Raw genomic sequence first — 16611 nt, 5'->3', positions numbered from 1 at the left:
AATTGCCGGAACGATCCGGCCTCAGTGCGTGACGCCGAGGAACTGCTGCAGTTCGGGCGTTTTCGGGTTGGCGAACACTTCCGACGGCGGCCCGATCTCGTGCACCCGGCCCTGGTGCATGAACACGACGCGCGAGCACACGTCGCGGGCGAAGCGCATCTCATGGGTGACCATGAGCAGCGTCATGCCCTCGGAGGCGAGCTCCTTCACCACCGCCAGCACCTCGTTGACCAGCTCGGGGTCGAGCGCCGAGGTGATCTCGTCGCACAGCAGCGCGATCGGCTGCATGGCGAGCGCTCGGGCGATGGCGACGCGCTGCTGCTGGCCGCCGGAGAGCTGGTCGGGATAGGCGTCGAACTTGTGGCCGAGCCCGACGCGCTCCAGCATCTTCTTGGCCATGATTTCGGCCTCGGCCTTCGGCGTCTTCCTCACCACCATCTGCGAGAGCATGACGTTCTTGCCGGCGGTGAGATGCGGGAACAGGTTGAACCCCTGGAAGATCATCCCGACCTTCAGGCGCAGGGCCTTGAGGTGCAATTCGTCCGGCAGCAACTGGGCGCCGGCGACCGAGATCGAGCCCTCGTCGATGGTCTCCAGCCCGTTTATGCAGCGCAGCAGCGTCGACTTGCCGGAGCCCGACTTGCCGATGATGGCGATGACCTCGCCGGGATCGACATCGATATTGATGCCCTTGAGCACTTCGTTGTCGCCGAAGCGCTTCTTCACCTCAGTGATTTCGATGAGCGACATTGAGCTTCCTCTCGAGGATTTGGGAAGACTTGGACAGGGGCCAGCACAGGCAGAAATAGATGAGGGCGACGAAGCCGTAGACGGTGAAGGGCTCGAAGGTGGCGTTGGTCACCATGGTCCCGGCCTTGGAGAGCTCCACGAAGCCGATGATCGAGGTGAGCGCCGTGCCCTTCACCACCTGCACCGAGAAGCCGACCGTGGGCGGCACGGCGATGCGCAGCGCCTGCGGCAGGATGACGTAGCGCATCTGCTGCAGGTACCCCATGCCGAGGCTGGAGGAGGCTTCCCACTGGCCCTTGGCGATGGACTCGACGCAGCCGCGCCAGATCTCGGCGAGGAAGGCGGCGGTCCACAGGATGAGTGCCAGCGTGGCGGCGAGCCAGGCCGGCACGTCGATGCCGAACAGGCCGAGGCCGAAGAACGCGAGGAACAGCTGCATCAGCAGCGGCGTGCCCTGGAAGACCTCGATATAGGTCTTGGCGAAGACCTGGCCGGGCTTGCCCTTGCCGATGCGGGCGAACAGCAGCGCCACGCCGGCGAGGCTGCCGCCGACGAAGGAGACGATGGAGAGAAGGACGGTCCAGCGCGCCGCCAGCAGCAGGTTGCGCAGGATGTCCCAGGTCGAGAAGTCGTTCATGTGCCCGCCCTCCTCACCGTGCCGCGCGCCGCGGGAACAGCGTCCAGCCGAGCCCGCGCAGCAACTGCCGCAGCACGATGGCGAGCGCGAGATAGATCAGCGTCGCCGCGAAATAGGTCTCGAAGGCGCGGAAGGTCCGCGACTGGATGAAGTTCGCCGCAAAGGTGAGGTCCTCCGCCGCGATCTGCGACACCGCCGCCGAACCCAGCATGACGATGACGATCTGCGAGGAAAGCGCCGGCCAGATGCGCTGCAGCGCCGGGATGAGCACCACATGCCAGAAGGTCTGGATGCGGCTCATGCCGAGGCTGGCGCCGGCCTCGAACTGGCCCTTCGGCGTCGCCTGGATGCCGGCGCGCACGATCTCGCAGCCATAGGCGCCGAGATTGATCACCATGGCGAGATTGGCCGCCGGCAGCTCCCCCATGCGCACCCCGAGCGCGGGGAGGCCGAAGAAGATGAAGAACAGCTGGATCAGGAACGGCGTGTTGCGGATCATCTCCACATAGGCGGAAACGATCGGGCGCAGCCAGACGGGTCCCAGCGCCCGCGCCCAGGCGCAGGCGATGCCGAGGCTGACGCCCAGCAGGCCGCCGACCAGCGTGAGCTCGACGGTTATACCGATGCCCTTGAGGAGGACCGGCCAATAGTCGGCCAGCCATCCGAAATCGAACGCGTATGTCATCGCGTGAGCTCCCGCTGATGGGACGATGAAGAGGGGGCTGCCCCTGCCGACCGGCGAGGGGAAGGGAAGCTCCCTCTCCCCGACGGGGAGAGGGCTGGGGTGAGGGGTTCTTCGGTTCCCCGGCAAGCAGCCCCCTCACCAACCCGCGGAGCCTGTCCTCGGGCTCGCCCAAGGCGAGGCCCGTGGGCGGGTCGCCTCTCCCCGACGGGGAGAGGAAAGGAGCAGTCGGTCAGAGGCTCGCGGGCAGCTTGGTGCCGAGCCACTTCTCGGAAATGGCGCTCAGCGAGCCGTCGGCCTTGGCGGTCTTGATGATGTCGTCGACCTTGGCGAGCAGCGCCGGCTCGTTCTTGTTGAGGCCGATATAGCAGGGCGAATCCTTGATCAGGAACTTGATCTCCGGCTTCTTCGGCGGGTTGCGCGCCAGGATGGCGGCGGCCACGACGTTGCCGGTGGCGATCAGGTCCACCTGCCCGGACAGGAAGGCGGAGATGGTGCCGTTATTGTCCTCGTAGCGCTTGATGGTGGTGTCGGCCGGGGCGATCTTGGACAGTTCCAGATCTTCCATCGCGCCGCGGGTGACGCCGACGGTCTTGCCGGCGACGTCCTTGGCTTCGGCCGCCTTGACATCGGCCGGGCCGAACACGCCGCTGAAGAACGGCGCATAGGCGGCGGAGAAGTCGATCACCTTCTCGCGCTCGGGATTCTTGCCGAGGCTGGAGATGACGAGGTCGACCTTGTTGGTCTGGAGATAGGGGATGCGGTTGGCGCTGGTTACCGGCACCAGCTCCAGCTTCACCCCGAGCTTGTCGGCGATCAGCTTGGCCATGTCGACGTCATAGCCCTTGGGCTGCATGTCGGCGCCGACGCTGCCGAAGGGGGCGAAATCCTGCGGCACCGCCACGCGGAGGAGCTTGGTCTGCTCGATGGTGGCGAGCGCGTCGGCATGTGCCGGGAGCGGGGCCTGCGTGGCGACGATGGCGCCGGCAAGGAGGGCGAGAAGCATGCGGCGGTTCATGGGTCAGTCCTCTTTCTGCGATGGGTGACGATGGGCATGCGGTGCCGCCGACCCATGACCGTGCGGGCCTTGACCGTGGGGGCCTTGGCCGCGGGGGCCTTGGGCGTGCGGGGCTTGACCGTGGGGGGCTTGGGCGTGCGGCATGGAAGGGGCGACGTCGGTGAAGGTCGACGGGGTGAGCAGCTCGCGCAGGCTGGCGAGCGGATCGGGCTTGGCGTTGAGGTCGAGGCCGGCTTCCACCTTGCCGATATGCTCGTCCATCAGCCGGGCGGCGCGGGCGAGGTCGCCGGCCTCCATCGCCGCGACGATGTCCTCGTGGTCGCTGCTGGATTCCTCCGCCTTCTCGGTGGGCTGGTAGAGCATCGAGATCAGCGTGGTGCGCGCGGTGAGGTCGCGGATGATCTCGGTCAGCATGCGGTTGCCGAGCGCATCGGCGAGATGGATGTGGAAGTCGCCGAGCAGGCACGCGCGTGACGACACGTCCCCCGTCTCGATCGCCTGCCGCTCCACGGCGACATGCTCCTTGAGGCTGGCGAGCACCTGCGGCGACACCGTGCGGACGGTCTGCAGCAGGCCGGTCTCGATGACCCGGCGGGTCTGGAACGCCTCGCGCGCCTCGTCGGCCGAGGGCTCGACCACGAACCAGCCGCGCCGGGCGCTCACCTGCACGATGCCGCGGGTCTCCAGCCGCATCATCGCCTCGCGCACGCGGGTGCGGGAGACGCCGAACAGGTCGGCCAGCTTCTGCTCGCCAAGCCTTGTGCCAGGCGGAATCCGGCCGGCCAGGATGGCGGAGAGGATCGCTTCCTCGATATTGGCGGTAGACGGGTTCATCACGCTGGGCTCACAGACTTGTATACAAGTCATGTAAGCAAGTGCCGTGCCAAAGCTATCCGTCGTGGCGCGCGGCCGTCTGCGGTGGATCCGGCGGCCGCACCAATGACGATTCTGGCGTTTAGGCCCCGTGCCGTCCTCGACCTTCGTAGGGCGTTCGGCGCGGCGAAGGCCACGGCAAGCCTCGGCGCCTCATCGTCGCGCCAGGGCGTTGCACGTCATCGATGCATAAGCTGCGCGCAGTTGCGTAGGGCTCGGGCGGTTCGGCCCGGGCGGTTCGGCCCGGGCGGTTCGGCCCGGGCGGTTCGGCTCAGGCGGTTCGGCTCAGGCGGCCTCGACGCGATGGCCCAGCCGGCGGCCGATCGCGTCGACCAGTTGTTCCGCCGCTTCGGCGATCACCGTGCCGGGCGGGTAGATCGCCTCGGCACCGGCGGCGCGCACGGCCTCATGATCCTGCGGGGGCACCACGCCGCCGACCACGATCATGATGTCCGGCCGGCCTTCCGCCGCCAGCGCGGCCCTCACCTGCGGCACCAGCGTGAGATGGCCGGCGGCCAGCGAGGAGATGCCGATGACGTGGACGTCGTTCTCCACCGCCTGCCGCGCCGCTTCCTGCGGGGTGGCGAAGAGCGGGCCGATATCGACGTCGAAGCCGAGATCGGCGAAGGCGGAGGCGATCACCTTCTGGCCGCGGTCGTGGCCGTCCTGCCCGAGCTTGGCGACGAGGATGCGCGGGCGCCGGCCTTCCTCGGCCTCGAACGCCTCGACGCGCGCGCGCACCCGCGCCACCTTGTCGCCCATGAGCCCCGCCTCCCGCCGGTAGATGCCCGACACCGCGCGGATATCCGCCCGATGCCGGCCGAAGACGCTCTCCAGCGTATCGGAAATCTCGCCGACCGTCGCCCGCGCCCGCGCGGCGTCGATGGCCAGCGCCAGCAGGTTGCCGTTGCCGGCGGCGCCGTTTCGCAAGGCCGCGAGCGCGGCGCCGAGCGCCTGCGGGTCGCGTTCGGCCTTGAGCCGCTTCAGCTTTTCCAGCTGGGCGGCGCGCACGGCGGAATTGTCGACCTTGAGCACGTCGATCGCGGTCTCGCGGTCCGGCTTGTATTTGTTGACGCCGACCACCGTCTGCGCGCCGGCGTCGATATGCGCCTGCGTCGTCGCGGCCGCCTCCTCGATGCGCAGCTTGGGGATGCCGGCCTCGATGGCCTTGGCCATGCCGCCGAGCTGCTCCACCTCGGCGATGTGGGCGAGCGCCCTGGCGGCGAGGTCGGCGGTCAGCCTTTCCACATGGAAGGAGCCGCCCCACGGGTCGATGGCGCGGGTGGTGCCGCTCTCCTGCTGCAGCAGGATCTGGGTGTTGCGGGCGATGCGGGCGGAGAAGTCGGTCGGCAGCGCCAGCGCCTCGTCGAGCGCGTTGGTGTGCAGCGACTGGGTATGGCCCTGCGTCGCCGCCATCGCCTCGATCATGGTGCGCATGACGTTGTTGAACACGTCCTGCGCGGTCAGGCTCCAGCCCGAGGTCTGCGAATGGGTGCGCAGCGGCAGCGATTTCGGGTTTTTCGCGCCGAGATCCGTCATCAGCTTCGCCCAGATGAGGCGGGCGGCGCGCAGCTTGGCGACCTCCATGAAGAAGTTCATGCCGATCGCCCAGAAGAACGACAGCCGCGGCGCGAAGGCGTCGATCGGCAGCCCGGCCTTGATGCCGGCACGCACATAGTCGACGCCGTCGGCGAGCGTATAGGCGAGTTCGAGGTCCTGCGTCGCTCCCGCCTCCTGCATGTGGTAGCCGGAAATCGAGATCGAGTTGAAGCGCGGCATCTCCTTGGACGTGAAGGCGAAGATGTCGGAGATGATCCGCATCGAGGGGGCGGGGGGATAGATATAGGTGTTGCGGACCATGAACTCCTTGAGGATGTCGTTCTGGATGGTCCCGGAGAGCTGCGCCGGCTTCACGCCCTGCTCCTCGGCCGCGACGACATAGAGCGCCAGGATCGGGATCACCGCGCCGTTCATCGTCATCGACACGCTCATCCGGTCGAGCGGGATGCCGGAGAACAGGGTGCGCATGTCGAGGATGGAATCGATGGCGACGCCGGCCATGCCGACATCGCCGGCGACGCGCGGGTGGTCGCTGTCATAGCCGCGATGGGTGGCGAGGTCGAAGGCGACCGACAATCCCTTCTGCCCGGCGGCGAGGTTGCGCCGGTAGAAGGCGTTGGAATCCTCCGCCGTCGAGAAGCCGGCATATTGGCGGATGGTCCAGGGCTGGGTGGCGTACATGGTCGGGTACGGCCCGCGCAGGAACGGCGCCATGCCCGGATAGCTGTCGACGAAGGCGAGGCCCGCAATGTCGGCCGGGCCGTAGGCGGTCTTCACCGACAGCCCTTCCGGCGTCATCCAGCGAGCCGCGTTGCCGGCGGGCGCGGCGAGGCTCGGGGGCCGCCACGCGATATCGGCGAAGTTCGGGATACGGCTCATCGTCTCGTCTCCATCCGCGCCGTCGCGGCGCGTGTCCCACCGGCAGGGCCGTCCCGAGCGATCATCCTACGCGGCTCCCGTCGGCGGAACAGCCAGGCGCGCATGGATGCCGCGCAGTACCTCGACGGCGTCGCAGCCGGCGAAGAGGAAGCCGTCGACCCCGGCGGTGCGCAAGGCGGCTTCCTGCTCCGGCAGGCGGCCGGCGAGGTAGACCGCCATGGCGCCGGCATCCTTCAGGGCGCCGGCGGCGGCTGCCGCCTGTTCGAGATAGAGCGCATCCGACGAGCACAGGCAGGCGAGGCGGGCGCCCGTGGCGCGGAAGGTCGCGACCAGCGCAGCGGGGTCGGGGAAGCCATCATGGCCCGTTGCCGCGATGCCGCCGGCCTCCAGCAGGTTGGCGGCGAAGCCGGCGCGGGCGGTGAAATCGGCCGGCGTGCCGAGATTGGCGAGGAAGGCCACGGGCCTCGGCGTCGCCCTCTCCGCGGCGGCGCGCAGCGCCTCGAACGGCTCGGCAAGGCGATGCGGCATCAGCGGCTCGACGACGAGCGCGCCTTCCGACGGCACGTACGGAGCGGCGGCTGGCAGCGGGGCGAGCACGGTCGGCACTGCGGTGCCGAGCAGCGGGAATTCCGAGGTGCCGGTGATCGGTGCCTTGCGGGTGGCGACGTCCCTGGAGCGGGCGGCGCGCGCGGCGACGATCCGCCGCTGCCAGCTGCCCGATTGCAGCGCCTCGACGAGGCCGCCCTCCTTCTCGATCGCCCGGAACAGCTCCCACGCCGCGGCGGCGAGCTTTGACGTCCGCTCCTCCACCGCGCCGGCGCCGGCGGCCGGGTCGGCGACGCGATGGACGTTGGATTCCTCGATCAGGATCAGCTGGGTGTTGCGGGCGAGACGGCGGGCGCTCGCGTCCGGCAGGCCGAGCGCCTGGGTGAAGGGCAGCACGGAGAGGCTGTCCGCCCCGCCGACGCCGGCGGCGAAGGCGGCGATGGTGCCGCGCAGCAGGTTGGTGTGCGGATCGAGCCGGGTCAGGCTGCGCCACGCGGTTTCCATGTGGAGGCGCGGCGGTGGCGGGCTGTCGATCCCGCAGGCGCCGAGCGCCGCCGCCCACAGCAGGCGGAAGGCGCGCGGCTTGGCGAGCGTCAGGAACTGGTCGACATCGGCGGTAAGCGTCACCTCGATCAGCGCCGCCGCCTCGGCGACATCGAGGCCGGAAGCCTCCAGCGCCCTGAGATAGGCGATGCCGGTGGCCAGCACGGCGGCGAGCTCCTGCGCGTCGGTGGCGCCCGCCGCATGATGCAGGCGCCCGTCGGCGCGCACCATCGGCGAGGCGAAGCCGCGCAGGCGCAGGGCCGACACCGTCTGCGCGAGCCGCAGCGACAGGCTGTCCCATTCCAGCGGCGCGGCGCCCAGCGCGGCGAGATCGCCGAGCGGGTCGAGCCCGAAGCGGATGTCGAGCGTCTCCGCCGGAAGACCGTCCAGCAGCGAGGCCAGCGCCAGCGCCACGTCGCGCCCCTGGAAGCGCCCGGCCTCGACGCGTAGGGTGACGAGATCGGCCATCACCCCGTCCAGCGCCGTCGCGATGGCCTCGCGCGTCACCGGCAGGCCGAAGCCATGCGCCGAGGGCGCGCCGGCGAAGACGAGGGCGAGGCCGTCCGCACCGCCGGCGAGGTCTTCGAGCGCCTGTGCATTGGCCGCGGCGGGATCGGCATGGTCGATGCGGGCCATCACCTTCCACGGCGCGCCCGCCGGCCGTCCGGCGACCAGCCCGGCGTCGGGATGCCGGGGCGGCAGCGCGTCGAGATCGAACCCGTCGGCGGTCCGGGTCACCATGCGCTTGTCATAGGGCGCGCCCTTCAGCACGCCTTCGACCAGCTTCAGCCAGTCCGCGCGGGTCTCGGCGGGGAAGGAGGCGAGGTCGAGATCCATGCGGCGTTCCATCGGCGCGCCTCAGGCGAATTCGAGGATGACGGCGTCGACGGCGAGGCTGTCGCCGGCCTTGGCGAGCACCTTCTTCACCGTGGCGTCGCGCTCGGCGCGCAGCACGTTCTCCATCTTCATCGCCTCGACCACGGCAAGCGCCTCGCCGGCCTTCACCTCCTGCCCCTCGCTGACGGCGATGGAGACGACGAGGCCCGGCATCGGGCAGAGCAGCTGCTTGCCGCTGCCGGTCTCGATCTTCTCCGGCATCAGCGCGGCCAGGGCCGCCTCGCGCTCGGTATAGACCACCGCGTCCACCGCGATGCCGCGATGGGCGAGGGTGACGCCGTTGAGGCGCGGGCGAACCTGCACATGGATGAGGTCGTCGTCGAAGGCGCCCTGCCAGACCGGCTCGCCCGGCTTCCAGCCCGAGCGCAGCTCATGGGTGCCGGCCGGCCGGCCCTGGTCGTCGAGGAAGGTGACGATATAGCCGCCGGCGGCGCGATCGACCTCGCAGGGCAGGGAGAGCCCGCCAAGCCGCACCACCCTTTTATGCTCGAACACGACCTTGCGGCCCGGCAGCTGGTGCGAGATGCCGCGCTTGCGGGCATTGCCGACATTGTCGATCACCGCCGCCACCGCCGCCAGGCGCCGGGCCAGCGCCGGCGTCAGCTCGGCGCCGGCGAAGCCGCCCTTGTATTCCTCGGCGATGAAGCCGGTGGAGAGCCGCCCTTCGCGCCAGCGCTCATGCGACATCAGCGCCGACAGGAACGGGATGTTGTGCTGGATGCCGTCGATGGCGAAGGCGTCGAGCGCATCCGTCTGGGCGAGGATCGCCCGGTCCCGCGTCGGCGCGTGGGTGATCAGCTTGGCGATCATCGGGTCGTAATAGAGCGAGATCTCCCCGCCCTCGTACACGCCGGTATCGTTGCGCACGGTGACGCCGTTCGTCACGCCTTCCGCCGGGGGCCTGTAGCGGGTGAGCCGGCCGATGGAGGGCAGGAAGTTGCGATAGGGGTCCTCGGCATAGACGCGGCTCTCCACCGCCCAGCCGGTCAGCTTCACGTCGGCCTGCGTGAAGGCGAGCGGCTCGCCGGCGGCGACGCGGATCATCTGCTCGACGAGGTCGATGCCGGTGACCAGCTCGGTGACCGGATGCTCCACCTGCAGGCGGGTGTTCATTTCCAGGAAGTAGAAGCTCTTGTCCTGCCCGGCGACGAATTCCACCGTGCCGGCGCTGTCATAGTTCACCGCCCTGGCGAGCGCGACCGCCTGCTCGCCCATCTTCCGGCGGGTCGCTTCGTCCAGAAGCGGCGAGGGGGCTTCCTCGACGACCTTCTGGTTGCGGCGCTGGATCGAGCATTCGCGCTCGCCGAGATAGACGACGTTGCCGTGCTTGTCGCCGAGCACCTGGATCTCGATGTGGCGCGGGTCAACGATGAATTTCTCGACGAACACCCGGTCGTCGCCGAAGGAGGACTTCGCCTCCGAGCGGGCGCGGTCGAAGCCGTCCTGCACCTCGTCGCGCGAATGGGCGATGCGCATGCCCTTGCCGCCGCCGCCGGCCGAGGCCTTGATCATCACGGGATAGCCGATCTCGTCGGCGATCTTCGCCGCCTGCCCGGCATCCTCGATCACCCCGAGATAGCCGGGAACGGTCGACACGTTCGCCGCCGCCGCCGCCTTCTTCGACTCGATCTTGTCGCCCATGGCGTCGATGGCGCCGGGGTTGGGGCCTATGAAGACGATGCCTTCCGCCGCCAGCGCGGCCGGGAAGGCGGCGCGCTCGGACAGGAAGCCGTAGCCCGGATGCACCGCCTCGGCGCCGGTCGCCTTGCAGGCGGCGATGATCCTGTCGATCAGCAGGTAGGACTGCGCGGCGGCCGGCGGGCCGATATGCACCGCCTCGTCCGCCATGGCGACGTGCAGCGCGTCCTTGTCGGCGTCGGAGAACACGGCGACCGTCTTGATGCCCATCTTCCGGGCGGTCTTGATGACCCGGCAGGCGATCTCGCCGCGATTGGCGATGAGGATCTTGGAGAACATGTCAGAGCCTCACAGCGGCAGGTTGTCGTGCTTCTTGAGCGGCGCCTCGATCTTCTTCGAGCGCAGCATGGCGAAGGCGCGGGCGATGCGCTTGCGGGTCGAGCGCGGCGTGATGACCTCGTCGATATAGCCGCGCTCGGCCGCCACGAAGGGCGAGAGGAAGCGCGCCTCGTACTCCCGGGTCCGCTCGGCGATCTTCGCGGGATCGTCGATATCGGCGCGGAAGATGATCTCCACCGCCCCCTTGGCGCCCATCACCGCGATCTGTGCCGTCGGCCAGGCATAGTTGACGTCGCCGCCAATATGCTTGGACGCCATCACGTCATAGGCGCCGCCGAAGGCCTTGCGGGTGATCACCGTGACCAGCGGCACCGTCGCCTCCGAATAGGCGAACAAGAGCTTGGCGCCGTGCTTGATCAGCCCGCCATATTCCTGCGCCGTGCCGGGCAGGAAGCCGGGCACGTCGACGAAGGTGACGATCGGGATCTCGAACGCGTCGCAGAAGCGCACGAAGCGCGCCGCCTTGCGCGAGGCGTCGGCATCGAGCACGCCGGCCAGCACCATCGGCTGGTTGGCGACGATGCCGATCGTGCGCCCCTCGATACGCCCGAAGCCGGTGACGATGTTGCCGGCGAAGGATTGCTGGATCTCGAAGAAGTCGCCCTCGTCGACCACCTTCCCGATCAGCTCCTTCATGTCGTAGGGCTTGTTCGGGTTGTCGGGCACCAGCGTGTCGAGCGAGGCGTCGAGCCGCTCGCCATCGTCGAAGCTCGGCCATTCCGGCACGCCGGAGGTGTTGTTGGCGGGCAGGAAGTCGATCAGCCGGCGCATCTGCAGCAGCGCCTCGACATCGTTGTCGAAGGCGCCGTCGGCGACCGAGGATTTGCTGGTGTGCACCTTGGCGCCGCCGAGCTCCTCGGCAGTGACGGTCTCGTTGGTCACCGTCTTCACCACGTCCGGCCCGGTGACGAACATGTAGGAGGTGTCGCGCACCATGAAGATGAAGTCGGTCATCGCGGGGGAATAGACGTCGCCGCCGGCGCAGGGGCCCATGATCAGCGAGATCTGCGGGATGACGCCGGAGGCGCGCACATTGCGCTTGAACACCTCGCCATAGCCGCCGAGCGCCGCCACGCCCTCCTGGATGCGCGCGCCGCCGGCGTCGAACAGGCCGATGACCGGCGAGCGGGTCTTCAGCGCCATGTCCTGGATCTTGGTGATCTTGGCGGCATGCGCCTCGGAGAGCGAGCCGCCGAACACGGTGAAGTCCTTGGCGAAGACGAAGACCTGGCGGCCGTTCACCGTGCCCCAGCCGGTGACGACGCCGTCGCCGGGGATCTTCTCGGCCTTGTCCATGCCGAAATCGGTGCAGCGGTGCTGCACGAAGGTGTCGAATTCCTCGAACGAGCCGCTGTCGAGCAGCAGCTCGAGGCGCTCGCGGGCGGTGAGCTTGCCGCGCCTGTGCTGGGCGTCGATGCGCTTCCTGCCGCCGCCGAGGCGGGCGTCGGCCCGGCGCTGGTCGAGTTCGTCGAGGATGTGCTTCATGGCCACGCACCTTCTCATCGGCCGCCGGCGGCGCCCGGTAACACCGCTGTTCTAAGCCCTTGTCGCCGGCAGGGTAAGCTGTGAAAATGCGGATCGTAAAACTGTAAAAATTTCACAAAATCAACGATGGGGAGTAGAGCGGGTCTGCTCCCTCTCCCGCCGGGGAGAGGGGTGGGTCAACAGCACTCCTTGCGGGCGTCAGGGGGCCAGCATGTCCAAGAAGGTATTTGCCGGCCATGCCGTGCGCAATCTGCGCGAGAAGTTCGGCCTGACCCAGATGGACTTCGCCCGCCGGCTGTCGCTGTCGCCGAGCTATATCAACCAGATTGAGAGCAACCAGCGCCCGCTGACCGCCGCCGTGCTGCTGGCCGTCGGCCGCACGTTCGAGCTCGACATCACCCGTTTCGGCGCCGACGACCTCGACCGCATCGTCGCCGACCTGCGCGAGGCCTTGGCCGACCCGGTGTTCCGCGGGCTGGAGCCGAGCCTGCAGGACCTGAAGAACGCCACCACCCATGCGCCGGCCTTCGCCCATGCCTTCCTGCGGCTGCACGGGGCGATGCGGCGGCTGGTCGAGCGCCGCGCCGCCCTCGACGAGGCGGTGAGCGTCGCCGGCGAGACGGATGGCGAGGCGCGCAACCTCGCGCCCTATGAGGAGGTGCGCGACCACTTCCACTACATCGACAATTATGTCGACGGCCTCGACCGGGCGGCGGAGGAGCGCAGCGCCGCGCTCGACCTGTTCGCCCGAGCCGATGCCGGCACGGTGCTGGAGCGGCATCTGCGCGAGCGGCACGATATCGGCGTCGAGACCGCCCCGCCGGACGAGGTGGACGCCCCGCTGCTGCGCTTCGACCGCCACCGCCGGGTGGCGACACTGGCGCGCGGGCTCGATCCGGCGAGCCGCCTCTTCCGCCTCGCCGCGCTGCTCGCCCGCTTCGAGCAGAGCGCGCTGATCGAGAAACATGTGGTGGAGGCCGGCTTCCGCAGCGCCGCCGCCCGCGAGGTGTGCCGTCTCTCGTTGCAGAACTACTATGCCGGCGCGCTGATCCTGCCGTATCGGCGCTTCGCCCGCCTTGCCCGCGAGAAGCGGCACGATCTCGACCTGATCTCGGTGATGACCGGGGCGAGCCTCGAACAGGTCTGCCACCGGCTCTCGACGCTGCAGCGGCCGGGGGAGAAGGGGGTGCCGTTCTATTTCCTCAAGGTCGATCGCGCCGGCAACGTCATCAAGCGCCACAGCGCCACCCGCTTCCAGTTCGCCCGCTATGGCGGCGCCTGCCCGGTGTGGAACGTGCACGAGGCGTTCGAGCAGCCCTCGCGCACCCTGGTCCAGCTCGGCGAGATGCCGGACGGGGTGCGCTATCTCTGCCTCGCCCGCGGCAGCGTGAAGCCGGCGCTGCGCTTCGGCCAGCGCGAGCGGCGCTACGCGCTGGGGATCGGTTGCGAGATCTCCTATGCCGGCGAGATCGTCTATGCCGACGGGCTCGACCTCAAGGCGGCGAGCGTGGCGCCGCTCGGCGTCAATTGCCGCATCTGCCCGCGCACCAATTGCCCCGAGCGCGCCTTCCCGCCGCTCGACCGGGAGATCGTGCTCGACCCCGACCGGCGCGGCGTGGTGCCGTTCGCGATACGGGACTGAGCGGGCGATGGGGAAGCATGGAGCCCCCCTCTCCCCGTGGAGGAGAGGGGTGGGGAGGTGTGGAGCCTCCCTCTCCCCCTGAGGGACGTGATGGGGAAGCACGGAGCCTCCCTCTCCCTATCGGGGAGAGGGGTGGGGAAGCATGGAGCCTCCCTCTCCCCGTGGGGGAGAGGGGTGGGGTGAGGGGGCTTCCGCTTCCCGATGGCGTCGCCCCTCACCGACCCGCGGAGCCTGTCCTCGGGCTCGCCGAAGGCGAGACCCGTGGGCGGGCCACCTCTCCCCAACGGGGAGAGGGAAGGAAAGGGGCGCTACTCGGAAAGGCCGAACCTGATCAGATGTCCAGCGTGTTGTCGCGTTCCCACTGGGTGAGGTGACGCGAATAGGCGTTCCATTCCTCGTGCTTCAGCTTGAGGAAGCCGTCGATGAGCGGCGCGCCGAGCGCATTGCGCAGCACGTTGGACTTCTCCAGCGCCCTGAGCGCGTCGAGCAGGTTCAACGGCAGCTTCTTGGCGCCGCGCACCTTGTGGCCGTCGGTATACATGTTGATGTCGAGCCGCTTGCCCGGATCGCGCTGGTTCTGGATGCCGTCGAGGCCGGCGGCGAGCACGGCGGCGGGCGCGAGATACGGGTTGGCCGCGCCGTCCGGCAGCCGCAGCTCCAGCCGGCCCGCATCGGGAATGCGGATCATGTGGGTGCGGTTATTGCCGGTATAGGTGACGGTGTTGGGCGCCCAGGTGGCGCCGGAGACGGTGCGCGGGGCGTTGATGCGCTTGTAGGAATTCACCGTCGGGTTGGTGAAGGCGCACAGGGCGTCGGCCGAGTGGATCAGGCCGCCGATGAAATTGTAGCAGAGGTCGGAGACGCCGAGCTCGCCGTCCTCGTCCGCGAACAGGTTGGTGTCGCCCTGCCACAGCGAGGTGTGCATGTGGCAGCCCGAGCCGGTGAGGTCGATGAACGGCTTGGGCATGAAGGTGGCGCGCAGGCCGTGCTTCTCGGCGATCGAGCGCGCCATGTACTTGAAGAACACGTGCCGGTCGGCGGTGACGAGGGCGTCGTCGAAGTCCCAGTTCATCTCGAACTGGCCGTTGGCGTCCTCGTGGTCGTTCTGGTAGGGGCCCCAGCCGAGCGTGAGCATGCAGTCGCAGATTTCCTTGATCACCTCGTAGCGGCGCATCAGGGCGGACTGGTCGTAGCAGGGCTTGGTGGCGTTGTCGGACCCGTCGGAGATCCTCAGGCCGTCCGGCGTGGTCAGGAAGAACTCGCACTCGACGCCGGTCTTCATCTGGTAGCCGATGGATTCGGCACCGAGAATGGTGCTCTTCAGCACGTTGCGCGGCGCCTGCGCCACCAGCTCGTCGTTCATGACGAGGTCGGAGGCCAGCCAGCCGACCTCCGGTTTCCACGGCAGCTGGATCAGGCTGTCGGCGTCCGGCACCGCGAACAGGTCGGGGTCGGCCGGGGTCATGTCGAGCCAGGTGGCGAAGCCGGCGAAACCGGCACCGGCCTTCTGCATGCCGCTTATGGCGGTGGCCGGCGCCAGCTTGGCCCTGAGGCTGCCGAACAGGTCGACATAGGAGATCAGGAAATACTTGATGCCGAGCTCTTTGGCGACGTGAGCAAGATCATTTGCCATGTGCAATCCGTGCTGTTCCCCGGCCCGTTGGGGCTCGTTGCGTGCGTGAAATGTGCAAATGCCGCGCCGGGGCACGGCATCCGGTCAGAAATTCCCGTTGCTGCCGGGGATCCAGCTGGTGCCGGCGAGCGGAACATTCGCCATGGCGGCCGCCTCGATGGTGAGCGCCACCAGGTCCTCCGGCTCCAGATTGTGGACGTGGCTCTTGCCGCAGGCCCGCGCGATGGTCTGGCATTCCAGCGTCAGCACCGCGAGGTAGTTGGCGAGGCGGCGGCCGGCGGCGACCGGGTCCAGCCGCGCCATCAGCGCCGGATCCTGCGTGGTGATGCCGGCGGGGTCGCGGCCCTCGTGCCAGTCGTCATAGGCGCCGGCGCGGGTGCCGAGCTTCTCGTACTCGCCTTCCCAATGCGGGTCGTTGTCGCCGAGCGCCACCAGCGCCGCGGTGCCGATCGACACCGCATCGGCGCCGAGCGCCAGCGCCTTCGCCACGTCGGCGCCGTTGCGGATGCCGCCGGAGACGATGAGCTGCACCTTGCGGTGCATGCCGAGGTCCTGCAGCGCCTTCACCGCCTGACGCACGGCGGCCAGCGTCGGGATGCCGACATGCTCGATGAAGATCTCCTGCGTCGCCGCGGTGCCGCCCTGCATGCCGTCGACGACCACCACGTCGGCGCCGGACTTCACCGCCAGCGCGGTGTCGTAATAGGGGCGGGCGGCGCCGACCTTCACATAGATCGGCTTTTCCCAGTCGGTGATCTCGCGCAGTTCCTCGATCTTGATCTCGAGGTCGTCGGGGCCGGTCCAGTCGGGGTGGCGGCAGGCCGAGCGCTGGTCGATGCCGACCGGCAGCGTGCGCATGGAGGCGACGCGCTCGGTGATCTTCTGGCCGAGCAGCATGCCGCCGCCACCGGGCTTGGCGCCCTGGCCGACCACCACCTCGATGGCGTCGGCGCGCTTCAGGTCGTCCGGGTTCATGCCGTAGCGCGAGGGCAGGTACTGGTAGACGAGCTGCGTCGAGTGCCCGCGCTCCTCGTTGGTCATGCCGCCGTCGCCGGTGGTGGTCGAGGTGCCCATGGCCGAGGCGCCGCGCCCAAGCGCTTCCTTGGCATTGGCCGAGAGCGAGCCGAAGCTCATGCCGGCAATGGTGATCGGGATCTTGAGCTCGATCGGCTTCTTCGCATGGCGGGTGCCCAGCACCACCTCGGTCGAGCACTTCTCGCGATAGCCCTCGAGCGGGTAGCGCGACATCGAGGCGCCGAGGAACAGCAGATCGTCGAAATGCGGCAGCTTGCGCTTCGCCCCGCCGCCACGGATGTCGTAGATGCCGGTGGCGGCGGCACGGCGGATTTCCGACAGCGTGTACTCGTCGAAGGTCGCCGAGGCGCGCGCGGTGGTCCGCGGGGTGTTGGTGAAATCGTTCATCGCGCGC

12 protein-coding genes are annotated in these 16611 nt (G+C 68.9%); 1 reads left to right on the top strand and 11 read right to left on the bottom strand.

The features are described 5' to 3' along the window. Positions 1-21 precede the first annotated feature (21 nt). The 9 genes from AC1RU4_RS05220 to AC1RU4_RS05180 form a co-directional block, all read right to left on the bottom strand. Entirely contained in the window at positions 22-750 is a 729-nt protein-coding gene (locus AC1RU4_RS05220; protein WP_492889966.1) for an amino acid ABC transporter ATP-binding protein, read from the bottom strand. Further along, the gene (locus AC1RU4_RS05215; protein WP_492889965.1) at positions 728-1387 is read right to left on the bottom strand and encodes an amino acid ABC transporter permease; all 660 of its coding nucleotides are present in this window, start codon (positions 1385-1387) and stop codon (positions 728-730) included. The genes AC1RU4_RS05220 and AC1RU4_RS05215 overlap by 23 nt, the downstream gene beginning before the upstream one ends. A gap of 13 nt (positions 1388-1400) precedes the next feature. Continuing rightward, a complete protein-coding gene (locus AC1RU4_RS05210; protein WP_492889964.1) occupies positions 1401-2072 on the bottom strand; it encodes an amino acid ABC transporter permease in 672 nt (223 codons plus the stop codon). 229 nt (positions 2073-2301) lie between these two features. Next, positions 2302-3075 carry a transporter substrate-binding domain-containing protein gene (locus tag AC1RU4_RS05205; protein ID WP_492890120.1) on the bottom strand — a complete coding sequence of 258 codons (774 nt, stop codon included), beginning with the start codon at positions 3073-3075 and terminating at the stop codon, positions 2302-2304. A 15-nt stretch (positions 3076-3090) separates the two neighbouring features. Beyond that, entirely contained in the window at positions 3091-3921 is an 831-nt protein-coding gene (locus AC1RU4_RS05200; RefSeq protein ID WP_492889963.1) for a GntR family transcriptional regulator, read from the bottom strand. 324 nt (positions 3922-4245) lie between these two features. Continuing rightward, a complete protein-coding gene (scpA, locus tag AC1RU4_RS05195) occupies positions 4246-6399 on the bottom strand; it encodes a methylmalonyl-CoA mutase (RefSeq protein WP_492889962.1) in 2154 nt (717 codons plus the stop codon). A 66-nt stretch (positions 6400-6465) separates the two neighbouring features. After that, positions 6466-8337 (bottom strand): methylmalonyl-CoA mutase family protein, encoded by a 1872-nt coding sequence (locus AC1RU4_RS05190; RefSeq protein ID WP_492889961.1) that lies wholly within the window; start codon positions 8335-8337, stop codon positions 6466-6468. Between the two features lie 9 nt (positions 8338-8346). After that, positions 8347-10362, bottom strand: coding sequence for an acetyl-CoA carboxylase biotin carboxylase subunit (locus tag AC1RU4_RS05185; RefSeq protein WP_492889960.1), 2016 nt, complete (start codon positions 10360-10362; stop codon positions 8347-8349). A gap of 9 nt (positions 10363-10371) precedes the next feature. Next, positions 10372-11907: an acyl-CoA carboxylase subunit beta gene (locus AC1RU4_RS05180; RefSeq protein ID WP_492890119.1), complete on the bottom strand. Its 1536-nt coding sequence runs from the start codon at positions 11905-11907 to the stop codon at positions 10372-10374. Positions 11908-12118: 211 nt separating this feature from the next. On the opposite strand from AC1RU4_RS05180, the gene AC1RU4_RS05175 reads away from it, so the two are divergent. Beyond that, positions 12119-13549: a helix-turn-helix domain-containing protein gene (locus AC1RU4_RS05175; protein ID WP_492889959.1), complete on the top strand. Its 1431-nt coding sequence runs from the start codon at positions 12119-12121 to the stop codon at positions 13547-13549. A 331-nt stretch (positions 13550-13880) separates the two neighbouring features. Here the strand turns inward: AC1RU4_RS05175 and glnT are convergent, their stop codons facing one another. Both glnT and AC1RU4_RS05165 read right to left on the bottom strand, forming a co-directional pair. Next, positions 13881-15182: a type III glutamate--ammonia ligase gene (gene glnT, locus AC1RU4_RS05170; RefSeq protein ID WP_492889958.1), complete on the bottom strand. Its 1302-nt coding sequence runs from the start codon at positions 15180-15182 to the stop codon at positions 13881-13883. A gap of 84 nt (positions 15183-15266) precedes the next feature. Continuing rightward, positions 15267-16604, bottom strand: a complete 1338-nt coding sequence (locus AC1RU4_RS05165) for an FMN-binding glutamate synthase family protein (protein WP_492889957.1) — start codon at positions 16602-16604, stop codon at positions 15267-15269. Positions 16605-16611 lie beyond the last annotated feature (7 nt).

This window comes from Ancylobacter sp. GW821-FHT10E12 (assembly GCF_058809335.1).
The sequence above is the reverse complement of the archived record's forward strand: the minus strand, read 5'-3'. Positions and strand labels throughout refer to the sequence as shown.

What these genes read in the sequence shown, in the direction of transcription:
- AC1RU4_RS05220 (WP_492889966.1), bottom strand. Translation starts at nt 750, where the DNA reads ATGTCGCTCATCGAAATCACTGAGGTGAAGAAGCGCTTCGGCGACAAC.
- AC1RU4_RS05215 (WP_492889965.1), bottom strand. Translation starts at nt 1,387, where the DNA reads ATGAACGACTTCTCGACCTGGGACATCCTGCGCAACCTGCTGCTGGCG.
- AC1RU4_RS05210 (WP_492889964.1), bottom strand. Translation starts at nt 2,072, where the DNA reads ATGACATACGCGTTCGATTTCGGATGGCTGGCCGACTATTGGCCGGTC.
- AC1RU4_RS05205 (WP_492890120.1), bottom strand. Translation starts at nt 3,075, where the DNA reads ATGCTTCTCGCCCTCCTTGCCGGCGCCATCGTCGCCACGCAGGCCCCG.
- AC1RU4_RS05200 (WP_492889963.1), bottom strand. Translation starts at nt 3,921, where the DNA reads ATGAACCCGTCTACCGCCAATATCGAGGAAGCGATCCTCTCCGCCATC.
- scpA (WP_492889962.1), bottom strand. Translation starts at nt 6,399, where the DNA reads ATGAGCCGTATCCCGAACTTCGCCGATATCGCGTGGCGGCCCCCGAGC.
- AC1RU4_RS05190 (WP_492889961.1), bottom strand. Translation starts at nt 8,337, where the DNA reads ATGGAACGCCGCATGGATCTCGACCTCGCCTCCTTCCCCGCCGAGACC.
- AC1RU4_RS05185 (WP_492889960.1), bottom strand. Translation starts at nt 10,362, where the DNA reads ATGTTCTCCAAGATCCTCATCGCCAATCGCGGCGAGATCGCCTGCCGG.
- AC1RU4_RS05180 (WP_492890119.1), bottom strand. Translation starts at nt 11,907, where the DNA reads ATGAAGCACATCCTCGACGAACTCGACCAGCGCCGGGCCGACGCCCGC.
- AC1RU4_RS05175 (WP_492889959.1), top strand. Translation starts at nt 12,119, where the DNA reads ATGTCCAAGAAGGTATTTGCCGGCCATGCCGTGCGCAATCTGCGCGAG.
- glnT (WP_492889958.1), bottom strand. Translation starts at nt 15,182, where the DNA reads ATGGCAAATGATCTTGCTCACGTCGCCAAAGAGCTCGGCATCAAGTAT.
- AC1RU4_RS05165 (WP_492889957.1), bottom strand. Translation starts at nt 16,604, where the DNA reads ATGAACGATTTCACCAACACCCCGCGGACCACCGCGCGCGCCTCGGCG.